The organism is Reyranella soli (assembly GCF_007992495.1).
GTDB classification, from domain to species: domain Bacteria; phylum Pseudomonadota; class Alphaproteobacteria; order Reyranellales; family Reyranellaceae; genus Reyranella; species Reyranella soli.
Genome location: NZ_BKAJ01000094.1, coordinates 22,549 through 46,124, shown reverse-complemented (window position 1 = coordinate 46,124; position 23,576 = coordinate 22,549). Strand labels below are relative to the sequence as shown.

Annotated in this window: 23 protein-coding genes; 14 read left to right on the top strand and 9 right to left on the bottom strand. The window is 65.0% G+C overall.

Annotated elements, in window-relative coordinates; genetic code table 11:
* Positions 1-58: 58 nt before the first annotated feature.
* Positions 59-1,771, bottom strand: coding sequence for a glucans biosynthesis glucosyltransferase MdoH (mdoH, locus tag RSO01_RS26410; RefSeq protein ID WP_246158820.1), 1,713 nt, complete (start codon positions 1,769-1,771; stop codon positions 59-61).
* Positions 1,772-1,935: 164 nt separating this feature from the next.
* Between mdoH and RSO01_RS26405 the strand changes: the two genes are divergently transcribed.
* From RSO01_RS26405 to RSO01_RS26390, 4 genes are read left to right on the top strand one after another with little or no spacing between them, the layout of a single operon-like run.
* Positions 1,936-2,925, top strand: coding sequence for a zinc-dependent alcohol dehydrogenase (locus tag RSO01_RS26405; protein WP_174825957.1), 990 nt, complete (start codon positions 1,936-1,938; stop codon positions 2,923-2,925).
* Positions 2,926-2,936: 11 nt separating this feature from the next.
* The gene (locus RSO01_RS26400; RefSeq protein ID WP_147153078.1) at positions 2,937-3,347 is read left to right on the top strand and encodes a 6-pyruvoyl trahydropterin synthase family protein; all 411 of its coding nucleotides are present in this window, start codon (positions 2,937-2,939) and stop codon (positions 3,345-3,347) included.
* Positions 3,332-4,384, top strand: a complete 1,053-nt coding sequence (locus RSO01_RS26395; protein ID WP_246158815.1) for a glycosyltransferase family 4 protein — start codon at positions 3,332-3,334, stop codon at positions 4,382-4,384. The genes RSO01_RS26400 and RSO01_RS26395 overlap by 16 nt, the downstream gene beginning before the upstream one ends.
* On the top strand, positions 4,381-5,172 hold the full coding sequence (locus tag RSO01_RS26390; protein ID WP_147153074.1) for a class I SAM-dependent methyltransferase: 792 nt from the start codon (positions 4,381-4,383) through the stop codon (positions 5,170-5,172). Before RSO01_RS26395 ends, RSO01_RS26390 begins: the two co-directional genes overlap by 4 nt.
* Here RSO01_RS26390 and RSO01_RS26385 read toward each other — a convergent pair.
* Positions 5,136-5,924 carry a RibD family protein gene (locus RSO01_RS26385; protein WP_147153072.1) on the bottom strand — a complete coding sequence of 263 codons (789 nt, stop codon included), beginning with the start codon at positions 5,922-5,924 and terminating at the stop codon, positions 5,136-5,138. The genes RSO01_RS26390 and RSO01_RS26385 overlap by 37 nt on opposite strands.
* 179 nt (positions 5,925-6,103) lie before the next feature.
* Between RSO01_RS26385 and RSO01_RS26380 the strand changes: the two genes are divergently transcribed.
* The 4 genes from RSO01_RS26380 to RSO01_RS26365 all read left to right on the top strand — a co-directional run bounded on the left by RSO01_RS26380 (position 6,104) and on the right by RSO01_RS26365 (position 9,372).
* Positions 6,104-6,655 (top strand): cytochrome b, encoded by a 552-nt coding sequence (locus tag RSO01_RS26380; RefSeq protein WP_147153070.1) that lies wholly within the window; start codon positions 6,104-6,106, stop codon positions 6,653-6,655.
* Positions 6,656-6,750: 95 nt separating this feature from the next.
* Positions 6,751-7,554 (top strand): phosphodiesterase, encoded by an 804-nt coding sequence (locus RSO01_RS26375; RefSeq protein WP_147153068.1) that lies wholly within the window; start codon positions 6,751-6,753, stop codon positions 7,552-7,554.
* Positions 7,551-8,834 (top strand): NRAMP family divalent metal transporter, encoded by a 1,284-nt coding sequence (locus tag RSO01_RS26370; protein WP_147153066.1) that lies wholly within the window; start codon positions 7,551-7,553, stop codon positions 8,832-8,834. Before RSO01_RS26375 ends, RSO01_RS26370 begins: the two co-directional genes overlap by 4 nt.
* A 43-nt stretch (positions 8,835-8,877) precedes the next feature.
* On the top strand, positions 8,878-9,372 hold the full coding sequence (locus RSO01_RS26365) for a GNAT family N-acetyltransferase (protein ID WP_147153064.1): 495 nt from the start codon (positions 8,878-8,880) through the stop codon (positions 9,370-9,372).
* 124 nt (positions 9,373-9,496) lie between these two features.
* Here RSO01_RS26365 and RSO01_RS26360 read toward each other — a convergent pair whose 3' ends face one another.
* A complete protein-coding gene (locus RSO01_RS26360) occupies positions 9,497-10,345 on the bottom strand; it encodes a M91 family zinc metallopeptidase (RefSeq protein ID WP_170303373.1) in 849 nt (282 codons plus the stop codon).
* Positions 10,346-10,792: 447 nt separating this feature from the next.
* Between RSO01_RS26360 and RSO01_RS26355 the strand changes: the two genes are divergently transcribed.
* The gene (locus RSO01_RS26355; RefSeq protein WP_147153060.1) at positions 10,793-11,467 is read left to right on the top strand and encodes a glutathione S-transferase family protein; all 675 of its coding nucleotides are present in this window, start codon (positions 10,793-10,795) and stop codon (positions 11,465-11,467) included.
* 109 nt (positions 11,468-11,576) lie between these two features.
* The gene (locus RSO01_RS26350; RefSeq protein WP_147153058.1) at positions 11,577-12,173 is read left to right on the top strand and encodes an alpha/beta fold hydrolase; all 597 of its coding nucleotides are present in this window, start codon (positions 11,577-11,579) and stop codon (positions 12,171-12,173) included.
* Here RSO01_RS26350 and RSO01_RS26345 read toward each other — a convergent pair whose 3' ends face one another.
* From RSO01_RS26345 to RSO01_RS26335, 3 genes are read right to left on the bottom strand one after another with little or no spacing between them, the layout of a single operon-like run.
* Entirely contained in the window at positions 12,174-12,749 is a 576-nt protein-coding gene (locus RSO01_RS26345; RefSeq protein WP_147153056.1) for a histidine phosphatase family protein, read from the bottom strand.
* 7 nt (positions 12,750-12,756) lie between these two features.
* Positions 12,757-14,022 (bottom strand): hypothetical protein, encoded by a 1,266-nt coding sequence (locus tag RSO01_RS26340; protein ID WP_147153054.1) that lies wholly within the window; start codon positions 14,020-14,022, stop codon positions 12,757-12,759.
* Positions 14,019-14,906 (bottom strand): NAD(P)-dependent oxidoreductase, encoded by an 888-nt coding sequence (locus RSO01_RS26335; RefSeq protein WP_147153051.1) that lies wholly within the window; start codon positions 14,904-14,906, stop codon positions 14,019-14,021. The genes RSO01_RS26340 and RSO01_RS26335 overlap by 4 nt, the downstream gene beginning before the upstream one ends.
* Positions 14,907-15,022: 116 nt before the next feature.
* Between RSO01_RS26335 and RSO01_RS26330 the strand changes: the two genes are divergently transcribed.
* From RSO01_RS26330 to RSO01_RS26320, 3 genes are read left to right on the top strand one after another with little or no spacing between them, the layout of a single operon-like run.
* On the top strand, positions 15,023-18,208 hold the full coding sequence (locus RSO01_RS26330; RefSeq protein ID WP_147153049.1) for a bifunctional cytochrome P450/NADPH--P450 reductase: 3,186 nt from the start codon (positions 15,023-15,025) through the stop codon (positions 18,206-18,208).
* Positions 18,193-19,464 carry a DUF445 domain-containing protein gene (locus RSO01_RS26325; RefSeq protein ID WP_147153047.1) on the top strand — a complete coding sequence of 424 codons (1,272 nt, stop codon included), beginning with the start codon at positions 18,193-18,195 and terminating at the stop codon, positions 19,462-19,464. Before RSO01_RS26330 ends, RSO01_RS26325 begins: the two co-directional genes overlap by 16 nt.
* A 17-nt stretch (positions 19,465-19,481) precedes the next feature.
* Positions 19,482-19,907 (top strand): phasin family protein, encoded by a 426-nt coding sequence (locus RSO01_RS26320; protein ID WP_147153046.1) that lies wholly within the window; start codon positions 19,482-19,484, stop codon positions 19,905-19,907.
* A 120-nt stretch (positions 19,908-20,027) separates the two neighbouring features.
* On the opposite strand, the gene RSO01_RS26315 is transcribed toward RSO01_RS26320, so the two are convergent.
* Positions 20,028-20,801 (bottom strand): esterase/lipase family protein, encoded by a 774-nt coding sequence (locus RSO01_RS26315; protein WP_147153044.1) that lies wholly within the window; start codon positions 20,799-20,801, stop codon positions 20,028-20,030.
* A 58-nt stretch (positions 20,802-20,859) separates the two neighbouring features.
* Positions 20,860-22,317 (bottom strand): WS/DGAT/MGAT family O-acyltransferase, encoded by a 1,458-nt coding sequence (locus RSO01_RS26310; protein WP_147153041.1) that lies wholly within the window; start codon positions 22,315-22,317, stop codon positions 20,860-20,862.
* Positions 22,318-22,517: 200 nt separating this feature from the next.
* On the opposite strand from RSO01_RS26310, the gene RSO01_RS26305 reads away from it, so the two are divergent.
* Positions 22,518-22,961: a phasin family protein gene (locus tag RSO01_RS26305; protein ID WP_170303372.1), complete on the top strand. Its 444-nt coding sequence runs from the start codon at positions 22,518-22,520 to the stop codon at positions 22,959-22,961.
* Positions 22,962-23,010: 49 nt separating this feature from the next.
* On the opposite strand, the gene RSO01_RS26300 is transcribed toward RSO01_RS26305, so the two are convergent.
* Positions 23,011-23,556, bottom strand: a complete 546-nt coding sequence (locus RSO01_RS26300; protein ID WP_218037463.1) for an AAA family ATPase — start codon at positions 23,554-23,556, stop codon at positions 23,011-23,013.
* Between the last annotated feature and the right edge of the window lie 20 nt (positions 23,557-23,576).

Here is a 23,576-nt window from a genome sequence, read left to right as displayed (position 1 = left end):
GATAGGTGCGCAGAGATCGAAGGACACCGCGCGCGGCTCGAAGGCTTCGCAGCATGGCTTAGCCCGGCGCGACAGGCTGGGCGGCCCTCAGAGCCGGAAGCTCGAGATGCTCCAGTGCCGCCGGCGGATCTGTTTCCTCGGGAAGGCGACCAATGCCGATGCGCGAGTAAGCCAGTCCCACGGACGGGCGTGAGGTGATGACACAAAGCGGGATCGACAGCGCGAGACCGCCGGCCCACAGGACAAAGACGTAGGGCAGCGCCTCCGGTTGCTGCAGGCCAAGCAGCATCAGCGATGCTGCACCGAGCAGCGTTTGCGGCCAGAGGTGCCGCAAGGCCGTCGACCACGAAACCGAATGGTCGTTGCGGACCTGTCCGATCCAGCCGATGGCACGACCAAAGGGAAGCCCGGCCAGGAAAAGCGTGTGCGCCGTCCACATGATGGGCGAAAGCAGCAGGAAGAAAGCCGTCTCGATGGCGATGCTGCCAAGGAAGCGAAAGGCGCCGCCGAACCGGCGGCGCAGGATCGGCCGGCTCAGCACGTCGACGATCGTGGCTATCTTTGGCGCAAACCACATCACGAGGATTGTCACCAGCAACGCCATACCATAGTCAGCATCGACGACGGCGCCCGGCGAAGGCGTTGCCGCCAGGACCAATGTGGACACGAGCAGGAGGCCGATCCAGGCTGGCGAGCCCAGGAACATCAGCATGGCGAACAGAAGCTGAAAGCGACTGACGACCTCCAAGCCCGGGGTGCCTGCAAAGAAGACGTACTGAAGCGTTCCCTGGCACCAGCGCTGGTCGCGCCGAATGAACTCGATGAGGGTCGGCGGGTTTTCTTCCCAGCCCAGATCCTCCTCCGGGAGGACGCGAACATCATAGCCGGCACGCCGCATCAAGGCGGCCTCGATCTGATCGTGGCTGAGGACATGACCGCGCAGGAGACCATTTCCCGGAAGAACCGGGATCGCGCAGTGCTGCTTGAAGGGCGCAACCCGGATCACCGCGTTGTGCCCCCAGTAGGGGCCGCAGTCGGCCTGCCACCAGGCGCTGCCGATCGTCCACGAGCGCATGCCAAGGCGCATGCCGAACTGGAAGATGCGCGCAAATGCACTGGTCGAAGGCATGCCGACGACCAGCCCCTGCAGGATGCCGAGCTTCGGATTGGCCTGGACGATGCCGACCATCCTCAGGACAGCCGATGCGGTCATGTAACTGTCCGCGTCGAGCGTCACCATGAGCTCGTGGGCGTCTCCCCATCGCTCGAGAAAGTCGCGGATGTTGCCGGCCTTGTAGCCTGTGTTGGCCGTTCGCCGCCGATATGTCAGGGGAAGGCGGCCCGCCCATTGCCGCGCCAGCTCGCCGAACGCCTCCGCCTCGGCGGACAGGATGTCGGGCAGGCTGGTATCGCTCAAAACGTAGACGTGGAAGCGATCGGCGCATCCTGCGGCATCGATGTCGGCCATCATGGCGTTCAGGTTGCGAACCACCCGGTCGGGCGATTCGTTTCGCACGCACATCAGGATGGCCGTCGAGCCCGCGATCGCCGACGGCGGCACTGCCCTGGCGGCTTGCGGCACGACGTACGTGCTCGGATCGTCGGTGAACCGCATGATGAAAAAGCCGATGGCGGCGTTCCAGTAGCCGATGGCGAGCCACGGCGTCGTCGCGCCGAACAAGGCCAGCAGGAGGAGGTCGACCGCATCGAATCCGCCGGCCGACAAGGAAAGGGCGGCAAGCCCGATAAGCGCTGCAATGGACGTCGCCACCAGGACGCCGAACACGAGACGACGAACGAATACCCGCTGGTCATGTCGGGATTGGGCGCTCGATAGGCGGTTCAGCTCGTCAAGCGCGTGCGTCAAGTTGATGATCCCCGAAAGGACCTATGATAGCGTCGCGCATCGAGTTTGGGATCACATCGCCTTGAGCAATGAATGAGACTATCGCCGACGTGACAGCTCGAGCGCTCTGGTACATTGCCGCCGGTCAGGCAGAACTCCGTGACGAGCCGTTGGGCCTGCCAGTGCCCGGCATGGTGCGAGTGCGCGCATCGCATGGAGCGATCAGCCGCGGAACCGAAGCCCTCGTCGCCAACGGCCGCATTCCGCGTTCTGAATTCCAGCGGATGCGCGCTCCCTTCATGTCCGGCATGTTCCCTTTTCCCGTCAAGTATGGCTATTCGACAGTCGGTGTCGTCGAGGCCGGCTCGGCAGACCTTCGGGGGCGTACGGTCTTCACGCTGCATCCGCATCAGACCCTGTTCGACGTACCCGAGGCCGCCGCGATTCCTGTTCCGGCGAACGTCCCCGCGCGTCGGGCGGTGCTTGCGGCCAACATGGAAACGGCGCTGAACGCCGTCTGGGATGCGGGTCCGGGACCGCTTGGAAGGGTGGCTGTCGTGGGAGCAGGCGTGGTCGGCAGCTTGACCGGCCTGCTGCTCCGGCAACTGTCGTCCGCCAACGTCACCCTGGTCGACATCAATCCCGCGCGCGCGACCGTCGCATCTGCCTTCGGTCTGGACTTTGCGACACCGGAGCAGGCTCCGTCGGAGTGCGAGCTGGTCGTTCACGCCAGCGCCAGCAGTGTCGGCCTTGCGACGGCGCTCAGCCTGGCGAGAGACGAGGGAACGATCCTCGAGCTCAGCTGGTATGGCAACGCCGATGTTTCGGTGCCTCTCGGTGGAGCATTCCACAGCCGCCGTCTGAGGCTCGTGGCGAGCCAGGTCGGCATGATCGCGCCATCCCACCGCAAGACATGGACTCATCGCCGGCGTCTGGAGAAGGCGCTGAGCCTGCTTGCCGACGACCGCCTGGATGTGCTGCTCGAAGCACCGGTCGCGTTCGCGGATCTCCCCGCACGCCTGCCGGGCATCTTCGCTCCCGCAAGCGGCATCCTGTGCCAACCTATCGATTATCCCTGAGGAGGGCGCCTGTGTACGCTGTCGAGGTCCGCGACCACATCATGATCGCTCACTCGTTCAAGGGAGCGGTGTTCGGGCCAGCCCAGGCTCTGCACGGCGCGACCTTCGTGATCGACGCCGCGATCATGGCCGATACGCTCGACGCGAATGCCGTTGTGGTGGACATCGGCCGCGCCCACGAAGTCCTGAAAGGGGTGCTTGAGCCGTTGAACTACAAGAATCTTGATACGATTCCCGAGCTTGCTGGCAAGAACACCACGACCGAATTCCTGACGCGGCATGTCTACGATCGACTGGCCGAGGCTGCACGCGACGGCAAGCTGGGACGGGAGGGCAGGGACCTGAAGGCGATCCGGGTCACCATCTCCGAGTCGCATCTGGCCAGGGCATGGTACGAGGCGCCGTTGTGGCCCGGCGCATAGCATTCGCGATACCGGGCGACCTCGCGACATGGACCGGCGGCTACGTCTACGACCGTCGGGTCATCGCAGAGTTGCGGCGTCTGGATTGGGAGGTCGACGTCGTACCCCTGGGAGACGGCTTTCCAATGCCGAGCAAGGAGCAGATCGCCGAGGCGTCCCGGCGCCTCCTGGCGGACCCCTCGGATCGGCCGATTGTCATCGACGGATTGGCTCTTGGCGTTCTGCCCGAGCCTGCGGCCTCGTTGCATTCGGCCCGGCCTGTGGTGGCGCTGGTGCATCATCCGTTGGCATTCGAAACCGGCTTGACCCGTGAAATGGCCAAGCGGCTTCGAGATAGCGAGCGATCGGCTCTCGCCTCGACCCATATCGTCATCGCGACGAGCGACGCCACCGCCGACTTGCTGAGGGATCGCTACGACGTGCCCCGTGACCGTCTTCGCGTGATTCAGCCCGGAACCGATCGGGCGCCGTACTCGACCGGCATCGGAGGTCGCCGGCTTCAGCTCCTATCGGTCGGCGCCATCGTTCCTCGCAAAGGCTTCGATATCCTGGTCGAGGCACTGGCCGGACTGACGGACCTTTCCTGGCAGCTGACCATTGTCGGCGATCGCAGTCGCGATCCGCAGGCGGTCGAGCATCTGGAGGCGCTTGTCTCGCGGCACCAACTTGAAGATCGGATCCGGAGCACAGGGAAAGTTTCCTCCGACTGCCTTGCGACGCACTATGCGCGGGCGGATCTGTTCGTGCTGGCTTCTCATTTCGAAGGCTACGGCATGGCCTATGCCGAAGCGATTGCCCATGGCCTGCCGATCGTGGGCACCACGGGCGGGGCGATCCCGCAAACGGTGCCGTCAACGGCAAGCAGGCTCGTGCCGCCGGGCGACGTGGATGCACTTGCGAAAGCGCTGCGCGACGTCATGGAGAGCGAGGCCGCCCGGCACGCGTTGGCTGCCGGCGCCCGCGCTGCTGCCGCGGCGCTGCCCTCGTGGGCACAGTGCGGCGAGAAGTTCGCGCGTGTGCTGGAAGAGCTGAGATGAGCTTCTCCGCCGAATGGCTGGCGCTTCGCGAGCCCTTCGACTTGCGCGCGAGACATCGCGGCGTGCTCCGGCAAGCGGCAACGTCACTGGCGGGCCGGCGCGCCGTCACGATCGTCGATCTGGCGTGCGGTACGGGAGCGACGATGCGGGCGCTCGCGCCTCATCTGCGGATGCATCAATCATGGCGCTTGTTCGACAACGATCTCAGCCTGCTGGCGAAGGTTCCGCCTGAGGCGAACGTGCATGTCCACGCGCTCGATCTCGTGTGCGATCTCGAAGCTGCGCTCGACGGACCGGTCGATCTGGTCACGACGTCGGCCCTGCTCGATCTGGTCTCCGCCGGTTGGCTTGAGCGGCTGGTCGTGGAGGTGGCGGCGCGCAAGATGCCGTTGTACGCGGCCTTGAGCTACGATGGCCGCGTCGATTTCACCCCGGAGGACCCGCGCGACGCCGCGGTCATCGCCGCCGTCAACCTGCACCAGCAAGGTGACAAGGGCTTTGGCCCGGCGCTTGGACCGTCGGCCGCCCGTACGGCGGTCGAGTGCCTGCAAAGGGTCGGCTACGTGGTCGAACGAGGGGCGGCCGACTGGTTGCTGGGCGAGGCGGATCTGGCGATGCAGGAGGCGATGCTGACCGGCTGGGCTCTAGCCGCGAGTGAAACTGGCGAGATTTCACATGAAGACGCCGCCGAGTGGCTGGTGAGCCGCCGTTCGGCACTTGCGGCCAAGCGCTCGAGAATCACGGTCAGCCATCAGGACTTTTTTGCCACGCCGCCTGGCGTGCGCTGAGCCGACAAGTCGCAGTCGAACAGTACCTCATCGCGCACCAGGTGGGTGTGAGTTGGGACGCGCAGGCCGTCGGTCACGCGGGCCACCGGAGGCAAGGCGAGGCTGGGAAGTCCGGAGCCGAGGATAAGCGGCGCGACCATGACATGCAGCCGGTCGAGGCAGCCCGCGGCCAGGAAATACGAAATGGTCCGGGGCCCTCCCTCGATCAGCACACGGCGCAGGCCCCGCGCGGACAAGGCATCCAGGATTGCCGCTGGATCGATAAGAGTCCCTGTTCGGGGCAGAGCTATCCTTTCGACGTCGCTCGACGCCGGCTGGGGTGCCTGCTCGAGGGTGATCATGAGGCGGCGCGCGCCATCCGGAGCAAAGATGCGCGCGCCGGTGTCGAGCGTGGCTCTGGGATCGATCGCTACCCGTGCCGGATTTGGACCTGAAACCCGACGGACGGTAAGTTGCGGATCATCGGCGCGGACCGTGCCGGCGCCGACGACGACTGCGTCGACGACCGATCGCAGGCGGTGCAGATGATCGAGGCCGGCTGATCCGCTTATGTCGTGAGAATGGCCGGAAAGCGTGGCGATGCGCCCATCAAGCGATTGACCGATCTGTCCGACCACCATCGACCCGCAGGGTGAGGTTGCCCGCAGGGGGCCGAACAGGTTCTCCCACGGCTCCGGCAGGACCTCGCCGGCCCGAATTCTACGCGGGACTTCGCTCCACGACGATGTGGCTTCAACAGTCAAAGCCTCCATTGGTCTGTGCCCTTGAGTCATCTCATGATACTTGGAAGTAGCAGGCCGCCACCGACCAGTAAAATAAACGTGTAAGGCTCGGCGTCGGGCTGGCCAAACGCAAGGGGCTGGCTTACGCGGGATCAGCGTCGCGGTCGTATGGCCCTCGAGGTCGCATCAATGCCGACAACCGTCGCTACATGATCGTAAGAGTGTCCGACAGGGTTGAGCCGGGATATTCAGCCACCGCTCGCTTTTTTCATTGGCTCGTGGCGGCGCTGGTCCTGCTCATGATGCCCATCGGGATTGTCATGGCCAACGCCAACGTTGGGCCGGCGCAGGACGTGCTCTATCATCTGCATCGTTCAATCGGTGTGATCCTGCTGCCCCTCATGCTGGCGCGCCTGATCTATCGACTGACGCACCCTCCGCCGCCACTGCCTGTCACCGTTTCAGCAGCGCAACGCCGGGCGGCAGGCGTCGTCCATTGGGCGCTGTACGGGACCCTTTTGCTGCAGGCCATCGTGGGTTGGATCGCGACATCGGCCTATCGCGCTCCAATTTGGGTGTTCTGGATGTTCAAATTGCCGCCGATCTGGCCGGTCGACAGACCGTTCTCCGAGACGCTGTTCGGGGTCCATCGCGCCATGGGTTTCATCGTGCTCGTGCTGCTCGTCCTCCATGTCGGGGCAGCGCTGTTCCATCATTTCGTGCTGAAGGATGTCGTCCTTCGCCGGATGGTCAGGGGATGACTCACGTAGTATCCGGGCGCACCGTTGCGTGTCCGCTTTTTGCTCTCTAAATCGGACAGTCCCGAGTTTATGAGTACACCAGCTAGGCCACACCCATGCTCATTGCGCAAATCTCCGACATGCACGTCAAGCCGCCGGGCGAGCTTCTGTACGAGCGCATCGACACCACGGGCTTCCTCGAGCGGGCAGTGTCGCATGTGATGGCGCTCGATCCGAAGCCTGATGTCGTCCTCGCTACGGGCGACCTGGTCGACGGCGGCAAGCCCGAGGAGTACGCGGTACTGCGCCGCGTGCTGGCACCGCTGTCGATGCCGGTCTATCTCATCCCCGGCAACCACGATTCGCGCGACGCCATGCGCGAGGCCTTTCCCGATCACGCCTACCTACCCAAAAGCGGCTTCCTGCAGTACGTGATCGAGGACCTGCCGGTGCGGCTGATCGCGCTCGACACGCTGGTGCCGGGCAAGGGCCACGGCGCAATGTGCGAGGAGCGGCTCGGCTGGCTGGAGGCGCGGCTCGGCGAAAGCAATCGGCCGACGGTGCTGTTCATGCACCACCCGCCCTTCGACTGCGGCATCGATGCCTTCGACGGCATGAAGGTCAACGAGGGCGCCGACCGGATGGCGGCGATCGTCCGGCGCCATAGCCACGTCGAGCGGGTGATGTGCGGCCATGTCCACCGCCTGATCCAGGTGCTGTGGGCCGGCACGATGGCCTCGATTGCGCCCAGCACCGCCCACCAGGCGACCCTGGATCTGCACCGAGGGACGCCACATTCGTTGATGATGGAGCCGCCTGGTCTCGCGCTTCACCTGTGGCGGCCAGGCATGGGGCTCGTGACTCACGTCAGCTACATCGGAACCTACAAGGGACCGGAGCCGTTCCGAACACTGCAATGACGATCGCTCATCCCCAGCCCAGCTCGCGATGGAGTCTGGAAACTCTGTTCAAGCGGTTGGGCCCGGGGGTGATCACCGGCGCGGCCGACGACGATCCCAGCGGCATCGCAACCTATTCGCAGGCGGGCGCCCGGGCGGGCTTCGGGCTGTTGTGGACGGTGGTGCTGACCTGGCCGCTGATGGTGGCCGTCCAATCCGTCAGCGCCCGCATCGGCCGCGTCACCGGCCGCGGGCTGGCCGGCAACATGGTGAAGGTTTTTCCGAGCAGCGTCGTCAACCTGCTGGTGCTGCTGCTGTTCGTCGCCAACACCATCAATCTCGGCGCCGATCTCGCCGCCATGGGTGCGGCGGCAAAGCTGGTGCTGGGAGGCAGCGAGCGCCTGTACACGCTGGGCTTCGCGGTGTTCTCGCTGCTGGCCATCGTGTTCGTGCCCTATCACCGCTATGTCGGCCTGCTGAAGTGGTTCACCTTCTCGCTGCTGGCCTATGTCGGCGTGGCCTTCACGGTGAAGATCGACTGGTCGGCAGTGGCGGCCGGCGCCTTCGTGCCCAAGGTCGAGCTCTCGGGCGAGTCGCTCACTCTGGTCGTCGCGATCTTCGGCACCACCATCAGCCCCTATCTCTTCTTCTGGCAGAGCTCGCAGGAGGTCGAGGAGGAGGAAGCCGATCCCGACGGCGCCCCGCTGCGCGATCACCCGGAGCAGGCGGCGCGCGAGCTCAATCGCATCGGCTGGGAGACCTGGGTCGGCATGGCGATCTCCAACCTGATCGCCTTCTTCATCATGCTGACGACGGCGGTGACCCTGCATGCCAACGGCCAGACCGACATCCAGACCGCCGAGCAGGCCGCCGAGGCGCTGCGGCCGATCGCGGGCGATCTGGCGTTTCTGCTGTTCAGTCTGGGACTGATCGGCACCGGCCTGCTCGCTGTTCCCGTCCTCGCCGGCTCGGTCGCCTACGCGGTGGGCGAGGCGCGCGGCTGGCGCATCGGGCTGGAGCGACCACTCAACGAGGCGCGGCCGTTCTATGTCGTGATCGCGCTCGCCATCCTGCTCGGCGTCGGCCTGGGCTTCACGCCACTCGATCCCATCAGGGCGCTGCTGTGGAGCGCCGTCGTCAACGGCGTCATCGTCGTGCCGATCATGGTGGCGATGATGATCATGGCGAGCCGGCGCAGGCTGATGGGCCGGTTCGTTGCCGCGCGCTGGCAGGTCGTGCTCGGCTGGTTGGCGACGGCCGTGATGGCCGCCGCGGCGGTGGCCATGTTCGCGACGATGTGAGGCTGGAGCGCGGCTTCGTTGGCGCGTAGTAAGCAAGGTCATCATGACCTATGAAATCAAGCCGATTGCCGAAGATCACATTCCGGGTTTCCGCGCGACGCTGGATGCGGTCGCGCGCGAGCAGAAATTCCTTTCGTTCCTGGAAGCGCCGCCACTTGAGCAAATGCGGGCTTTCGTTCTGAACAACATCAACGAGAGATGGCCGCAATTCGTTGTTGTCGCCGAAGATGAGATTGCCGGCTGGTGCGATGTGCTTCCCAACCCCCGAAGGACCGTTTCGCTTCACTGCGCGACATTGGGCATGGGCCTTTTGCCCAAGTATCGAGGCCAGGGGATCGGTCGCAAGCTCATGCAGCGTACGATCGATGCCGCTCTTGCGCGTGGCTTCACCCGCATCGAGCTGACGGTACGAGAAACCAACGTCAACGCGATCGCCCTTTACAGGAGCTTCGGCTTCGAGACGGAAGGGCTGCATCGAAAGGCAGTTTGCATCGAGGGGCGTTATGAGAACACGCTTTCGATGGCTCTCACGTCTTGAAGCGCCTGACGATCACGTTTGGCAATCGTTCGCCAGCCAAGTGAAGTCGAGCACAAGCTATGCCACGCCTGCGAGGCCATTGCCGATGCGCGCGAATTTGCGGGCGGGTAGAGGGAGCGAGCAGCTACTTCGCAGACGGACTTGGGAAGGGAACCAGCCGTGTCCACATCCCCTTTTCATTCTGAAAATAATCCAACGGCGGCAAGTGCGCCCAGACGTGCTCGGAATCGCCGTTCGCTGCCATCTCGAATGCCTTTCGCCGATTCTTGTAATAGGCGGCGATCGGATTGAAGTGCGCGCGCACCTTGGACAGCATCTGCGTGAAGCCCGGGTTGTCGTCGCAGAACATCGAGATCAGATTGAACGCCTTGGTGCCCAGAGAAAAGAAACGGTACGACTCCGCCAACGCGGGATCGAGCGGCGAGTGGCTGACCCAGTCGTCGCGCAGGCCCGTCTTGTAGGCGTTGGTCACGTCGGAAATGAAGATGTTCGTCACCATGATGGCGATGAACTCTTCGTTGTTGCCCTGGCTCGATAGAGTCCCGCTTCCCCAGAGGTTGATGCGGTTCATCTTTCCGCTGACCCGGCGCAGCGAATGAACCAGTTCGTGGAATAGAACCTCGTGAGGCAAGCTCGCGGGCTGCTTCTTTCGGATCTCGGCGCCGCAGGGGCTGCGCCCCTTGGCCGGCGAAAAACGCACGATTGAGAGGTTGTCGTTAGGACTGTTCCCCCACCACCACTCCTGGGCGTTGCCGTCCTGGCCAGGATACGGAATCAGCACGATCTCTTTGCGGTGGTATCGCAGCGATGCCGCAAGATGCCGACCCACCTCGGTTCTCAGGATTCGTGATAGATCGTTACGGACTCCGAGAAGGTAGAGATCCTTGTTGAATGGGGCGCCCCCTGAGTTTTCGCCATCGGATGTCGTCTGCAAGTCGGTGTTGATCACGATATTGAACTGCTTCTCGATCATGCGGACGCCTCCGGAAACCAACTGGACACCGCGACGAAGTTCAGCGTCGATCATGTTCCGAGTCCAGGCCTCTCGCGATCACTCTTGCGCCATCGCTGCAGTGCTTATGATTCGACGGTGCTTCTTCGGCGCTTCATATGCTCATCGCAGGCTTTGACGTAAGATTCTTCATCGTCGGATAGAGCGTATTCGTACCAGATGATCTCTTCGCATATGTCGCGGACACCGAGCGAGTTCAGATTCGCGCCCAGTTTGGGCGGGCGGCGCACAACTGCTTTGCAGGATGTTCTGAGACTTGCACTTCAGGCGCGCTGCAGACTTTCGCGTCCTGCGCCGATGCCGGCAGAGCGAGTGCCAGCAGCGCCAAGGGCAGCATGAGAGACTTTGCCATCCCGGCCTAGCTTAGGTCGTGCACGAGACCCGGCAAGCTCGTGTTAGCGTTTTCCCATGAAGCTTTATTCCGGACCGCTCAGCATGTTCGGCGCCAAGGCCGAGATCGCAGCCCTTGAGAAGGGCCTCAACGTCGAGCTCATCATGGTGCCCTTCGAGATGAAGACGCTATACCAGCCCAAGCATCCCGACGTGCTGCGCATCAATCCCAAGCGCCAGGTGCCGGTGCTGATCGACGGCGATTTGGAGATCTTCGATTCGACGCAGATCTTCGAGTATTTCGAATCGATCAAGCCCGAGCCTGCGCTGTGGCCAGCCGAGCCCAAGGCGCGGGCGCGTGCGCGCCTGCTGGAGCACAAATCGGACGAGGTCTATTTCCCGCCGATCATCCGGTTGATGGGCTTGCAGGCGACGCCGGACGATCCCGCTGCCGTCGATGCGCGGGCCGCCGCCCTCGCTTTCTATGACGGAATGGAGAAGGAGATTGCCGACAAGGAGTGGCTGGCCGGCCGCTATTCCTACGCCGACATCGCCTTCTACATGGCGCAGATCTTCGGCGATCGCATGGGTGCGCCGATGACCGACGCCCATCCCAGGCTGCAGGCCTGGCGCGACCGCATGAGCGCGCGGCCCGCCGTGCGCAAGGTGGCGGGTGCGATGGGACGGTATCTACTGAGCCAGGGCCGCAAGCTGCCGGCCTTCCTGGCCAAACTCACTACCACCTCACCCTGAGGAGCGCCGCGCAGCGGCGCGTCTCGAAGGGCGGGCTACAGTATCGTTGGTGCCCACCCTTCGAGACGGCCGCTTCGCGTCCTCCTCAGGGTGAGGTATTGGGGTGGCCATGGCCAAGATCCTGTTCCTTCCCGGCGCCGGGGCATCGCCGGATTTCTGGAAGCCGGTCGGCGCGCTGCTGCCGGCCGATTGGTCGAAGGAATACTTCGGCTGGCCCGGTCTCGGCGATCAGCCGCACGATCCTGCCATCAAAGGAATCGACGATCTGGTGCGCATGGTCGCCGCGAAGATGGACGGTCCGGTCGACCTGGTGGCTCAATCCATGGGCGGCGGCATCGCCACGCGGCTCGCGATCGAGCAGCCACGGAACGTGCGCCGATTGGTGCTGACGGTAACGTCCGCGGGCATCGACATGGCAGGACTGGGCGCGTCGGACTGGCGCGAGAGCTATCGCAAGTCCTTTCCGCACGCCATGCCCTGGATCACCGAGTCGCGGGCGGCGGCCTTGCTGCCGGTTGAGCAGATCGCCGCGCCGACACTGCTGCTGTGGGGTGACGCCGATCCGATCAGCCCCGTCGCCGTCGGCCGGCATCTCGAACAGCGTATCTCCGGCGCACGTCTGCACGTCGTCCGGGGTGGGGATCACGATCTGGCACAGACCCACGCGGCCGAGATCGCGCCATTGATCGAGCGCCATCTCGCCTGATCAGGCGGTCGGCTGGCATCCCTGCACGGTGAGCTTGCCTCCGGCGTCGCGGCGCACCACGACAATCTCGCCGTCGTCGGCCGGCCCCTGGGCCACGGTCGCGATCACAAGCTGATGCGTCATCAGCAGCGTCGGTTGCGCAAGCTTGAGCCCGGTGATCCAGACCCGCAGGTCAGCGAGCTGCCTCAGAGTGCGATCCGGATCGCGGCCGAAGTAGTTGAGCAGTGGTTGCTGGCTGACATCGCCCAGTTTCATGAGCGTTGCCGTATCGAGACAGCGGCACCATTCGCTGGAATAGATACGGGCGGCCGTGATGCCGTTGGCGCGGAAAAGATCGCCCATGCGGATCGCCTGCGCGCGGCCGCCGTCCGACAGATTGCGTTGGGTCGAGCAGTCGTCGAGCCTGAAGCCCGATGGGTCGAGCGTGCCGGGGGCGGCGGCGTGACGGATCAAGGCGAAATGGCCAGGGCTGCGCAAGGCCGACCACAGGTCGGACGAGCGCACGGGGGTGAAGGCGAGCGGTATCCCGAGCAGGGCGCCGAGCGAACGGCGCGCCAGCAGGATGCCCTTGCTCATGGCCGCGTCAGGTCCGCCCGCAGGCGTCGGGTACCGGCGGCTGGCCGGTCAGGATCTGGGCGATGGTCTCACAGTATTCCGAGCCATCGTCGACGGTCTTGAAGCCCTCCAGCAGCCGTTCGCGGATCTTCTCCGGAGTCGGGCACCCGTTGGGCAGGGAAATGTCGTCACTCAGCCAGAAACGCTTGGCCTTGTCCCAGAAGCCGATGCGGTCGAGGAAGCGGACGCCATAGTAATAGCCGTCGATTGTCGTTTCCTTGCCGAAGTGATCATCCTGCAGCGATCGGGTGAGGCACCAGTCGAGCAGGGCCTGTATTTCGTGCCGAATCACCTCGCGCTGCTTCCACGACGCGGCCTTCCAGCCGCAGTCGAACAGGGTCACGACGTCATAGTTGTTGTGGTCGGAGAAGCTGCCGTCCTTTTCGAGCCAGCCGTTCGGATAGATCTCGTGCTTCATGGCGAGTGTGGTCGCCACCATCTTGTCGAGGTTGGGCGCGACCCTGGTCGTGTTGTCCATGTAGTAGTGGACGATATGGAAAGTGAACGAGAGGTCCGGCACGGTCATGATGCCGTCATCGAACTTGTAGGACGGGCCCCAGTAGCCGGTCCGCTTCTGCTGGAGGCCCCAGAGGTAGTCGGTGAACGTCTCCTCGAGTTCCGGCGAGACCGTGAACTTCAGGTGCTCTGGCCGGCAGAGCAGCAGCTTGCGCAGTCCGTTCTTGAAGATGAGCTGCCCGAGCGCCGTCAGCAGCGCATTCTGCTCGTCGCGCAGATTGCGTCCGGTCGCGACGATGTCGCTGATGCTGAGGGCCCGGAGCAGCCCGACGACGTTCGCCGGCTTCTGGAGGAAGCTCATGAAGGCCAGGGGTTCCAGGTGATCGGTCGCTGCTTCCCTTTCCTGCAGGGCATCGATGGTCGGCTCGAGCTTGCGATACCATTCGTGGCAGCAGGGTCCCCAGGAGCCGTCGGCGCCCTGCTTGATGCGCGGCTGGTCGACGTCCTGGAGGCTCGTTTCGCACTCGTCCAGCGCCGCAGAGGCGCGAGTCCAATCGTCGGTGTAGTTGATCAGCCACTTGGCCTCGTTGAAGTGCTGGAGAGCGCACTCCATCGGATGGCCCTTCTTCAGCAGCGCGGAGAGGATGTCGTTCAGGCCCTTTCGCCGGGCGTTCAGCGGCATCCAACGCGCATCGTAATAGGGGTCCCTCTGCCGGAACGCCTGCGCGATCCGGTCGAGGACCGAACCGCGCGAGCGTTCGAGGGCGACCTCGATCACGGCTTGACCGTACGCCCCAGCGCGGTCTCGTAGACCCGGAGGATCGATGAGCTGTCGCTCGAGCCGAGCTTCATGCCGCGCGCCAGGCGCTGTAGGTTGTGGGTCGAGGAACCCTGCGGCAGCGGCACGCCGAGCTCATCGCCGAGTTCGAGGGCGAGATGCAGGTCCTTGTAGGCGAGGTCGAGGGCGAAGCTCGCCTTGAAGTCGCCGCTCAGAGACCGCTCGGACAGGCTCTTGAAGGCATTGGAGTTGCCGCTGGAGCTGGACACGACCTGGATCAGCTTCTTGGGATCGAGGCCGGCCGTGACGCCCAGCATCAGTCCCTCGGCCGCGGCGGCGGCGTTGCAGAAGGCCAGCATGTTGTTGACCAGCTTGGCCACCGTGCCGGTGCCGAGCTCGCCCATGTGGATCACGTTGGCGCTGAACGACTGCAGCACGGGCAGGGCGTCGTCGAACACCTTCTTGTCGCCGCCGACCATGATGGCGATGGTCGCGGCCTCGGCGCCGACCGTGCCGCCGCTCACCGGCGCGTCGAGCATGGCGATGCCCTTGGCCGCCATGGCGGCGCCGATCTTCTTCACCATCGACGGCGCATTGGTGCTGAGGTCGATGTAGGTCTGACCCTTGTTGATCGTGGCTAGAATGCCGTTGTCGCCCAGGGTCACGGCCTCGACGTCCTTGGGCATGGGCAGCGAGGTCATGACCACGTCGGCGCCCTTGGTCACCTCGGCGATCGACTTGGCGGCGGTGGCGCCGAGATCGGTGCAGGTCTTCACGGCGGCCGCGTTCAGGTCGAACACCGTCACCTGGTGGTTACTGCGCTTGACGATATTGCGGCACATGGGGCCGCCCATGTTGCCGACGCCGATGAATCCGACCTTCACTGTTTCCTCCTGCAGGATGCGACGGCGAACTATACGCCAGAATGCCAACGGGAGTGTTTCGCCTCGCAACGCGGCGGGGCAATATGGCCGGCAAGACTGGGAGGACTGACCGGACAATGGCGCGTAACAAGCTGCATCCGATTCCCCATCCGCCGCGCACGCCGGTGCTGGGCAACATGCTCACCGTCGACGGCGATGCGCCGATCCAGGACCTGATGCGGATCAGCCGCGAGCAGGGGCCGATCTTCTGGCTCGACATGATGGGCACGCCCCTGGTCGTGGTGTCCGGCGCCGACCTGGTGGCCGAGCTGTGTGACGAGAAGCGCTTCGACAAGGCGGTGCGTGGCTCGCTGCGCCGCGTGCGCATGCTGGGCGGCGATGGGCTGTTCACGGCCGAGACCCAGGAGCCCAACTGGCAGAAGGCACACAACATCCTGCTGCCGACCTTCGCGCACCGCATGATGCAGACCTATCACGAGGGCATGCTCGACATCGCCGACCAGCTCGTGACCAAGTGGGAGCGGCTGAACGCCGACGAGGAGATCGACGTGGTGCGCGACATGACCGCGCTCACGCTCGACACGATCGGCCTCTGCGGCTTCAACTACCGCTTCAACTCGTTCTATCGCAGCGACAACCATCCCTACGTCGAATCGCTGGTCCGCGCGCTCGAAGCCGTGATGAAGATGCGCGGCCTGCCGCTCGAGGACATCACCCAGCGCAAGAGCCGCAAGAAGCTCGAGCAGGATGTCGGCTTCATGAACGGCATCGCCGACCGCATCATCCGCGAGCGGCGCGAGGTGCCGGCTGGTTTGGGAGATGGGGGCGATCAGGGCAAGCCGGATCTTCTCGGCTTCATGCTGAGCGGCATGGACAAGCAGAGCGGCGAGCGGCTGGACGACGTCAATATCCGCTATCAGATGAACACCTTCCTGATCGCGGGCCATGAGACCACGAGCGGGATGCTGTCCTTCGCCATCTATTTCCTGCTGAACAACCCGCACGTGATCCAGAAGGCCTATGAGGAGGTCGACCGCGTGCTGGGCCGCGACGTCAACGCCAAGCCCACGGCGCAGCAGGTCAACCAGCTCGTCTATATCGGCCAGATCCTGAAGGAGGCGCTGCGTCTGTGGCCGACCGCACCGGCCTTCGGACTCTACCCGTACCAGAACGAGACGATCGGCGGGAAATACAAGCTGCGCAAACGCACCTTCGTCACCGTGCTGACGGCGATGCTGCATCGCGATCAGTCGGTGTGGGGCCCGCGGGCGGAAGTCTTCGATCCCGAGAACTTCGCGCCCGAGCGCGAGGCCAAGATGCCGGCGCATGCCTTCAAGCCGTTCGGTAACGGTCAACGCGCCTGCATCGGCCGGCAGTTCGCCATGACCGAGGCGACCCTGGTGCTGGGCTTGATCCTGCAGCGCTTCCGCCTGGTCGACCACACGCGCTATCAGCTGAAGATCAAGGAATCGCTCACCATCAAGCCGGAAGGCCTGATGATGCGCGTGAAGCTGCGGCCCGACGTCGTGCGCGGGTCGGGCGTGAGCGTGGCCGCACGGCCGGCGCTCAAGAAGGCGGCGCCCAAGAAGAAAGCCGCCAAGAGCCACGGCACGAAGCTCACCGTCCTGTTCGGGTCGAACATGGGCACCGCCGAGGAGCTGGCGCGCTCGATTGCCGACGCGGGCGAGGCGCAAGGCTTCGAAACCACGCTGGCTGGCCTCGACGATCACGCGGGCAAGCTGCCGACCGACGGCGCCGTGGCCATCGTCTGTGCTTCCTACAATGGCGGGCCGCCGGACAATGCCGGCGCCTTCCTCAAGGGCCTGCGCGATGCGGCACCGGGCTCGCTGGCGGGCGTGCGCTACACCGTGTTCGGCTGCGGCAACCGCGACTGGGCCTCGACCTACCAGGCGATCCCGCGCCAGATCGACGAGCTTCTGGCCGCCAAGGGCGCCGAGCGGATCTATGTCCGCGGCGAAGGCGACGCCAAGGAAGACCTCGACGGCCATTTCCAGGCCTGGAACGATCCGCTGCTCCCGGCGCTGGCGGAAAAGCTCGGCGTCACCCTCGAAACCGACACCGGAGCCGCACAGGAGCCGCTCTACCAGGTGCAGGCGGTCGACAAGCCGCCGGTCAATCCCATCATCGGCGGCACCGGCGCGCTGCCCATGCGCGTGCTCGCCAATCGCGAACTGCAGAAGCCCGACGCTTCCGGCCGCAGCACGCGGCACATCGATGTGCTGCTGCCCGACGGCGTCAGCTACCGCGCCGGTGACCATCTCAGCATCGTGCCGCAGAACGCCGCCGCCCTGGTCGAGCGCGCGTTGCGCCGCTTCGCCTTCGCGCCCGGCGCGCATGTCATGCTGGAAGCAGCCGAAGGCCGGCGCGCCAATCTGCCAGTCGGCGAGGCGATTGCCGTCCACCGCCTCTTGTCGGACTTCGTCGAACTGCAGCATCCGGCGACGCGCAAGCAGATCCAGACCATGGCGCAGCACACGCGCTGTCCTTTTACCCGGCCAAAGCTCGAGGCATTGCTCGACGAGGAACGCTTCCGCGCCGAGATTCTAGGCAAGCGGAAGTCCGTGCTCGATCTCCTGGAGGAGCATCCGGCCTGCGAGCTGCCGTTCGCGGCGTTCCTGGAAATGCTGCCACTGATGGCGCCGCGCTACTATTCGATATCGTCCTCACCCATGGCCGACGGCAACCGTTGCGCGGTCACCGTGGCGGTGGTCGAAGGGCCGGCGCGCTCCGGCAACGGCGTCTATCATGGCGTCTGCTCCAACCATCTGCTGCGCCAGGCCGGCGGCGCCACGGTGCAGGCTTTCGTGAAGGAGACCAAGGTCGGCTTCCGCCTGCCTGTCGATCCGGCGGCGCCCATCGTCATGATCGGGCCGGGCACGGGCCTGGCGCCGTTCCGCGGGTTCCTGCGCGAGCGGGCCGCGCTCAAGGAGCAGGGTCGAACCTTGGGGCCGGCGATGCTGTTCTTCGGCTGCCGCCATCCCGAGCACGACTTCATCTATGCCGACGAGCTCAAGGAACAGGCCGCGGCCGGTATCGTTGACCTGCATGTCGCCTTCTCGCGCCATGATGGGCAGAAGACCTACGTGCAGGATCTGCTGAACCAACAGGCCGACCGTGTGCGCGCCCTGATCGACCAGGGCGCCATCGTCTATGTCTGCGGCGACGGCGGGCGCATGGAGCCCGACGTCAAGCGGACGCTGGTCGCGATGTACGACGAGGCCTTCGTCGCCCGGCTGGCGACCGACAATCGCTACGTGCTGGACGTGTGGGCGAGCAGCTGAACCGCGACCAGGAACGCGCCCGCGACCTGCGCCGCATAAAACTCGCGGCGACCGCGCTGCTGGTGTTCACGGCAGCGCTGTTCATCGTGGCGCGCCATTTCGAGCCGAGGCACTGGGCCTGGGGCTACGTCGCGGCCTTTGCCGCGGCGGCGACAGTCGGCGGCCTGGCCGACTGGTACGCCATCGTCGCGCTGTTCCGCCGCCCGCTCGGCCTGCCGATCCCGCACACGGCCATCATCCCGCGCAATCACCTGCGCATTGCCGACACGCTGGGCGAGTTCATCGAGACCAACTTCCTGGCGCCCGAGCCGGTCGAGGCGCGCCTGCGCGAGGTCGATTTCGCCGCCCTGGTGGCCGACTGGCTGTCGGATCGCGAGCGCAGCTCCGCGCTGGCGGGCTTCGTGCTGCGCCTGCTGCCGCAATCGCTGGGTGCCATCGAGCAATCGGGCCTGAAAGACTTCATCGGCAAGCGGATCATGACCGAGCTGGAGCGGATCGAGCTCGCGCCTCTGGCTGCGGGGCTGCTGAGTGCCGTCACCGAGAAGGGCCGCCACCAGCGTCTGCTCGACGAGCTACTGGCCGCGCTCGAGAAGGTGCTGACCAACGAGGAGACGCTGGAGGCATTGCGCGAGAAGATCCGCAAGGAGCTGCCGGCGCTGTTCAACCTCTACCGCGCCGATGCCTATCTGCTGCGCAAGATCGTCGCCTCGACCAGCGCCTTCATCCAGGATGCGCGAGCCGATGCCAAGCACCCGCTGCGTGTCGAATTCGACAGTTTCGTGACGAACTTCATCGATCGTCTGCGCAGTTCGGCGGCCTTTGCCCGCCGCGCCGAGAGCCTGAAGCGTGACATGCTGGCGCGGCCGGAGATCGTCACCGTCGCCGAGGGCGCCTGGGACAGCCTCCGAAGCTTCCTCGAGCAGGATGCCAAGGCGTCCGACAGCCAGGTGCGCCGCCAGCTCGAAGCCATGCTGGTCGACATCGGCGGCCAGCTCGCGCGCGACCCGGCGATCCGCGCCGAGATCAACCGCGGCATGGTGCGGGTTCTTGCCGACTTCGTGCAAAGCCAGAAGAGCGGCGTCGGCCGCTTCATCGCCGATCAGGTGAAGTCCTGGGACATCGACATGCTGATCGGCCGCATCGAGCTCACGGTCGGGCGCGACCTGCAATACATCCGCTTCAACGGTGCCATGATCGGCGGCCTAGCCGGTTTGGCCTTGCACGCGCTGGAGCAGGGGTTGAAGCTCCTGCCCTGATCCCCAAGGAGGTTCGCATGGCCCAAGCACCCCAGAACTTCACCGACATGTTCAAGAACCTGGGCGAGCAGCTGAAGCTGCCGCAGGTCGACGTCAGCAAGATCATGCAGCATCACCAGAAGAACCTCGACGCCATGACGCGCTCCTGGCAGGCGATGGCGAGCGGCGCCACCGAGATCGCCAACAAGCAGCGCGCGATCTTCGAGGCGGCGGTCAAGGACGTCACCGAGATGGCCAAGGAATACAAGCCCGGTGGCAGCCCGCAGGAGATCATGGCCAAGCAGACCGAGTTCGCGAAGAAGGCGATGGAAGCCGCCATCGCCAACACGCGCGACATTGCCGAGCTGGTTCAGAAGTCGAGCAGCGAAGCCTTCCAGATCGTCCAGGCGCGGATGAAGGAATCCTACGAGGAGATCAAGGCGAGCGTTGAGAAGAAGAGCTAGCGACGCACGACGTCGATCAAGCCAACGCTGTCATCCCGAGCGTAGCGAGGGACCTTTCCTGTGGCCTAAAGGCCCCTCGCTACGCTCGGGGTGACAGGGTGCGTGCCGGCTCGCTGTGCCTCAGCTACGCCGCCAGTCCGGATAGACCAGGCTCTTCCAGCCTGAGCGGTCGAACTTCATCCACCGGCCTTCGGGCTGAGCCAGACGATCGGCGACGGCGTACACCGCGGCGGGATGATGGCCGAGGCCGCAGTGGCTGCCGTAGACCTCGATGTTCTCGACCTGCGGGCCTTCCTCGTTGAGGCAGGTCTGCCAGGCGCAGATGCCGTCGGTGCGGCTGAAGACCGAGGTCGTCGGCACCGGCGGCGGATCCGACAGCGGCCCCGCGATGTGGCGGTCGCGATCGTCGACCTTCTGGCCCGAGGCGAACTCGTAGACCTTCCAGGCATTGGTCGCCCGCGGGCTGCCCGTGAAGGGGCTGCCCAGACTGATCACCGACCGCACCTTCTCGGGCACGCGCTTGGCGAGCTGGCGGGCGTAGATGCCGCCGAGACTCCAGCCGACCAGGCTGATCTTGCGCCGGCCGTGACGCTCGTAGAGCTCTTCTATGCGATCCAGCATGTCGCCCTCGACACCGGGCCGCAGGCCGAGATTGCGGCCCTGCTTCCAGCCATGCGCCGCATAGCCATGCTGCTTCAGGAACCCGCGCAACGGCTGCGTCGACAAATCGCTCGCCAGCAGCCCGGGGAACACCAGCACCGGATGCCCGTCGCCGCGCGGCGCCGCGGCCAACCACGGCCGCAAGAGCATGAACGCGCCCAGTTCCTGAACGGCGCGGCCTTCCAGCAGCAGCAGCGTTCGAGAGGGAGGACGCAACGCCTGGGCAACCGTCATCGGGACTCCTTCATCGTTCCTGCAAGAGTCTCACATATCGTAATGCGACAAAAGGGTTTCAATTGGGCACAACGGCTTTCTTCAGCTCGTTTGCCGCATCCACCAGATAGTCACCGAGCTTGCCGACATCGGGAACCGCCCGACGGTCGGCGGTCAGGCCGAAGTTCAGCGCATCCATGTAGCTCTGCACCGTGATGTTGAGCGCGGCGCCATGCGCGGGGATCGACACTGGGTGCAACGCCGTCACTTTTGCTCCCGCGCAGTAGAGCGGCATCGGCGGGCCGGGCACGTTGGAGATCGTGACGTTCATCGGCATGGGCAGCTTGTCGGCGAGACCGCTGCGGCCATAGACCAGCATGATGAGCTGCAGCAGGATCGGCGCGCCGACGAAGGCGAAGTCCTGCGGGACGGCGTCGCGGAACGTTCCGGCGATCTGCTTGGACTCCGACGACGACTTCAGGATCGCCTTCAACCGCTCCACCGGATCGGCGATGTCGGTGGCGATCGAGCACAGCATGCCCGAGACCTGGTTGTTCTGCCGCGTATCGCCGGGATCGCGCAGGCTGATCGGCACGCCGGCGATCAACGGCTTGTCGGGTAGTTCACCCTTCTCCTGCAGATAGCGACGCAACGCGCCGGCGCAGATCGCCATCACGACGTCGTTGAGCTTGGTGCCGCTTGCCTTGGCGATCGCCTTGGCGTCGGAGAGCGACACGGTGCGCGCGGCGTAGCTGCGCTCGCGCGTGATGGTGGCGTTGAACGGAGTCTTGGGCGCGTTGAGCGTCGGCAGCTGGTTGACCATGCTCTGCAAGGTCGCCAACGCCTTGGGCCCGGCCTCGCCGGGCTTGGCCAGGAAGGCGTTGGTCATGGCGGTGCCGATCTCCGACGCCGTCTGCCACATGCGCAGCTGCTGGCGCATCATGTTGCCCATGATGTCGGAGATGCCCTTCACCGGATCGACGGCCGTGGGTGAGCTGGGTGCGGCGTTCGTAGAGGCCGCTTTCGGCGCCGCCGGCGGCACCTCGCGCGGCGTCGCCGTGACATCATAGAGCGCCTTGTTGATCGCCATGCCGGCGCCGCCATCGATCGCGGCGTGGTGGACCTTGGAGTAGAGCACGCCCTGGCCATTCTCCAGGCCGGTGATGACGTAGAACTGCCAGAGCGGCCGGCTGCGATCGAGCGTGTTGGCGTGCAGGCGGCCGATCACCTCCTCGAGTTGTTCCTCGGTACCGGGCGAGGGCAGGGCCGTCTCGCGCAGATGGTAGTCGAGGTCGAGATCGTCGGCGTCGACCCAGCCGGGATGGTCGAGATCATAGAGCGAGGGCGCGAGCCGCTTGGAGAAGATCGGGATCGTGTGCAGCCGGCTTTCGAAGAAGCGGCGGAAGTGCTGATAGAAACTGCCCTCGAACCCCGGCGGCAATTCGAAGTAGGTCAGCCCCGCCACGTGCATGGGCGTCTCGGGCGTCTCCAGGTAAAGGAATGACGCGTCGATGCCCGACAGCTGCTGCTGTTCCATGGCGAACCTCCCGTTGCATCTCACGTTCGTTGGCCCAATTAGTCCCCCGGATTGGTAGTCTAATCAATTGAAATATATGGATTTTTGACATTTCTTCTCGCATCGCAACAATTTATGTTGCAATGCACCATTGGCCTCCCATATACGCTCCGTCACCGAGCAACAGTTTTCCAAGCACAACCCATCTGAGGAATCTATCCATGACCACCAGCACCCCGCTCGACAACGTCATCGAGCACGCCACCGAGACCACCAAGGCCGCCAACGAGCGCGTCCGCGAGTTCGCCCAGATCGGCGTGCGCAAGGCCGCCGAGGGCTTTGAGCAGATGAGCAAGGCCGCCCAGACCGCTTCGGCCGAGCTGAACACCCAGTTCGTGCAGGCGCGTGACGGCGCCACCAAGGCCAGCCTGAAGATGCTCGAGGTCGCCAAGGAAGACGCCGATGCCGGCTTCGCCGCCTGGCGCGACTTCCTGTCGGCCAAGTCGCCGGTCGAGGCCTTCGACATCAGTGCCAAGTACTGGCGCGGCCGCCTCGAGACCCGCATCGCGCAGGCCCAGGACCTCGGCGCCTTCGCCCGCAAGGTCGCGGACGACGCCGTCCGCCCCGTGCAGGAGCGCATCGAGAAGTTCACCAAGGCCGCCTAAGACGTCACCTTCGGTTCGATCAAGGCCCGTCCGCAAGGACGGGCCTTTTTCATGCGCCGATCGTGTCGAGGACGAATCGCACGCGCTCTTCGACGGACACCAGCGGCAGACTCACGACCTCGTAACCACACGTCGAATAGGCGGCGACGACGGCCTCGTAGGTGCGCACCGCTTCCTCGGGCGTCTGCTTGCGCTCGGCGCCCTGGGTATAGATCGCAGGCCAGGGCGGCGCGACGAAGACGCGACGATTGTAGCGGAAGCGCTCGGCCGCTCGCGCGATGTGCGCCGGCACCGGACGGCAGACGAGCGTCAGGTAGCCTACAAGTTCGGTCACGCCGCGGTCGAAGAAGACCGGACCGCTCATCGCCTCGGCCATGCGATAGGACCGCAATTCCCAGCTCAGCATCAATTCGGCAAAGGCCGATGGATCGCGCCATGGCAGGGCGGGGCCGTCGATCGCGAGCTGGTCCTGGATGATGGCGCGGCCGGCCTCGACGGTGCGCGCGTAACCGGCGCGCGCCAGGCCGTCGATCAGGCTGGTCTTGCCCGATCCCGGACCGCCGGTGATGACGTGAAAGCGCTCGCAGTCGGACATGGCTATAGTGGGCTCAACAG

Excerpts from the sequence above, each read along its gene's own strand:
- RSO01_RS26385 (WP_147153072.1), bottom strand. The coding sequence starts at position 5,924 with ATGGAGGCTTTGACTGTTGAAGCCACATCGTCGTGGAGCGAAGTCCCG.
- RSO01_RS26350 (WP_147153058.1), top strand. The coding sequence starts at position 11,577 with ATGGCCAAGATCCTGTTCCTTCCCGGCGCCGGGGCATCGCCGGATTTC.
- RSO01_RS26315 (WP_147153044.1), bottom strand. The coding sequence starts at position 20,801 with ATGACGGTTGCCCAGGCGTTGCGTCCTCCCTCTCGAACGCTGCTGCTG.
- RSO01_RS26320 (WP_147153046.1), top strand. The coding sequence starts at position 19,482 with ATGGCCCAAGCACCCCAGAACTTCACCGACATGTTCAAGAACCTGGGC.
- RSO01_RS26305 (WP_170303372.1), top strand. The coding sequence starts at position 22,518 with ATGACCACCAGCACCCCGCTCGACAACGTCATCGAGCACGCCACCGAG.
- RSO01_RS26390 (WP_147153074.1), top strand. The coding sequence starts at position 4,381 with ATGAGCTTCTCCGCCGAATGGCTGGCGCTTCGCGAGCCCTTCGACTTG.
- RSO01_RS26300 (WP_218037463.1), bottom strand. The coding sequence starts at position 23,556 with ATGTCCGACTGCGAGCGCTTTCACGTCATCACCGGCGGTCCGGGATCG.
- RSO01_RS26405 (WP_174825957.1), top strand. The coding sequence starts at position 1,936 with ATGAATGAGACTATCGCCGACGTGACAGCTCGAGCGCTCTGGTACATT.
- RSO01_RS26380 (WP_147153070.1), top strand. The coding sequence starts at position 6,104 with ATGATCGTAAGAGTGTCCGACAGGGTTGAGCCGGGATATTCAGCCACC.
- RSO01_RS26355 (WP_147153060.1), top strand. The coding sequence starts at position 10,793 with ATGAAGCTTTATTCCGGACCGCTCAGCATGTTCGGCGCCAAGGCCGAG.
- RSO01_RS26360 (WP_170303373.1), bottom strand. The coding sequence starts at position 10,345 with ATGATCGAGAAGCAGTTCAATATCGTGATCAACACCGACTTGCAGACG.
- RSO01_RS26345 (WP_147153056.1), bottom strand. The coding sequence starts at position 12,749 with ATGAGCAAGGGCATCCTGCTGGCGCGCCGTTCGCTCGGCGCCCTGCTC.
- RSO01_RS26365 (WP_147153064.1), top strand. The coding sequence starts at position 8,878 with ATGACCTATGAAATCAAGCCGATTGCCGAAGATCACATTCCGGGTTTC.
- RSO01_RS26375 (WP_147153068.1), top strand. The coding sequence starts at position 6,751 with ATGCTCATTGCGCAAATCTCCGACATGCACGTCAAGCCGCCGGGCGAG.
- RSO01_RS26310 (WP_147153041.1), bottom strand. The coding sequence starts at position 22,317 with ATGGAACAGCAGCAGCTGTCGGGCATCGACGCGTCATTCCTTTACCTG.
- RSO01_RS26370 (WP_147153066.1), top strand. The coding sequence starts at position 7,551 with ATGACGATCGCTCATCCCCAGCCCAGCTCGCGATGGAGTCTGGAAACT.
- RSO01_RS26330 (WP_147153049.1), top strand. The coding sequence starts at position 15,023 with ATGGCGCGTAACAAGCTGCATCCGATTCCCCATCCGCCGCGCACGCCG.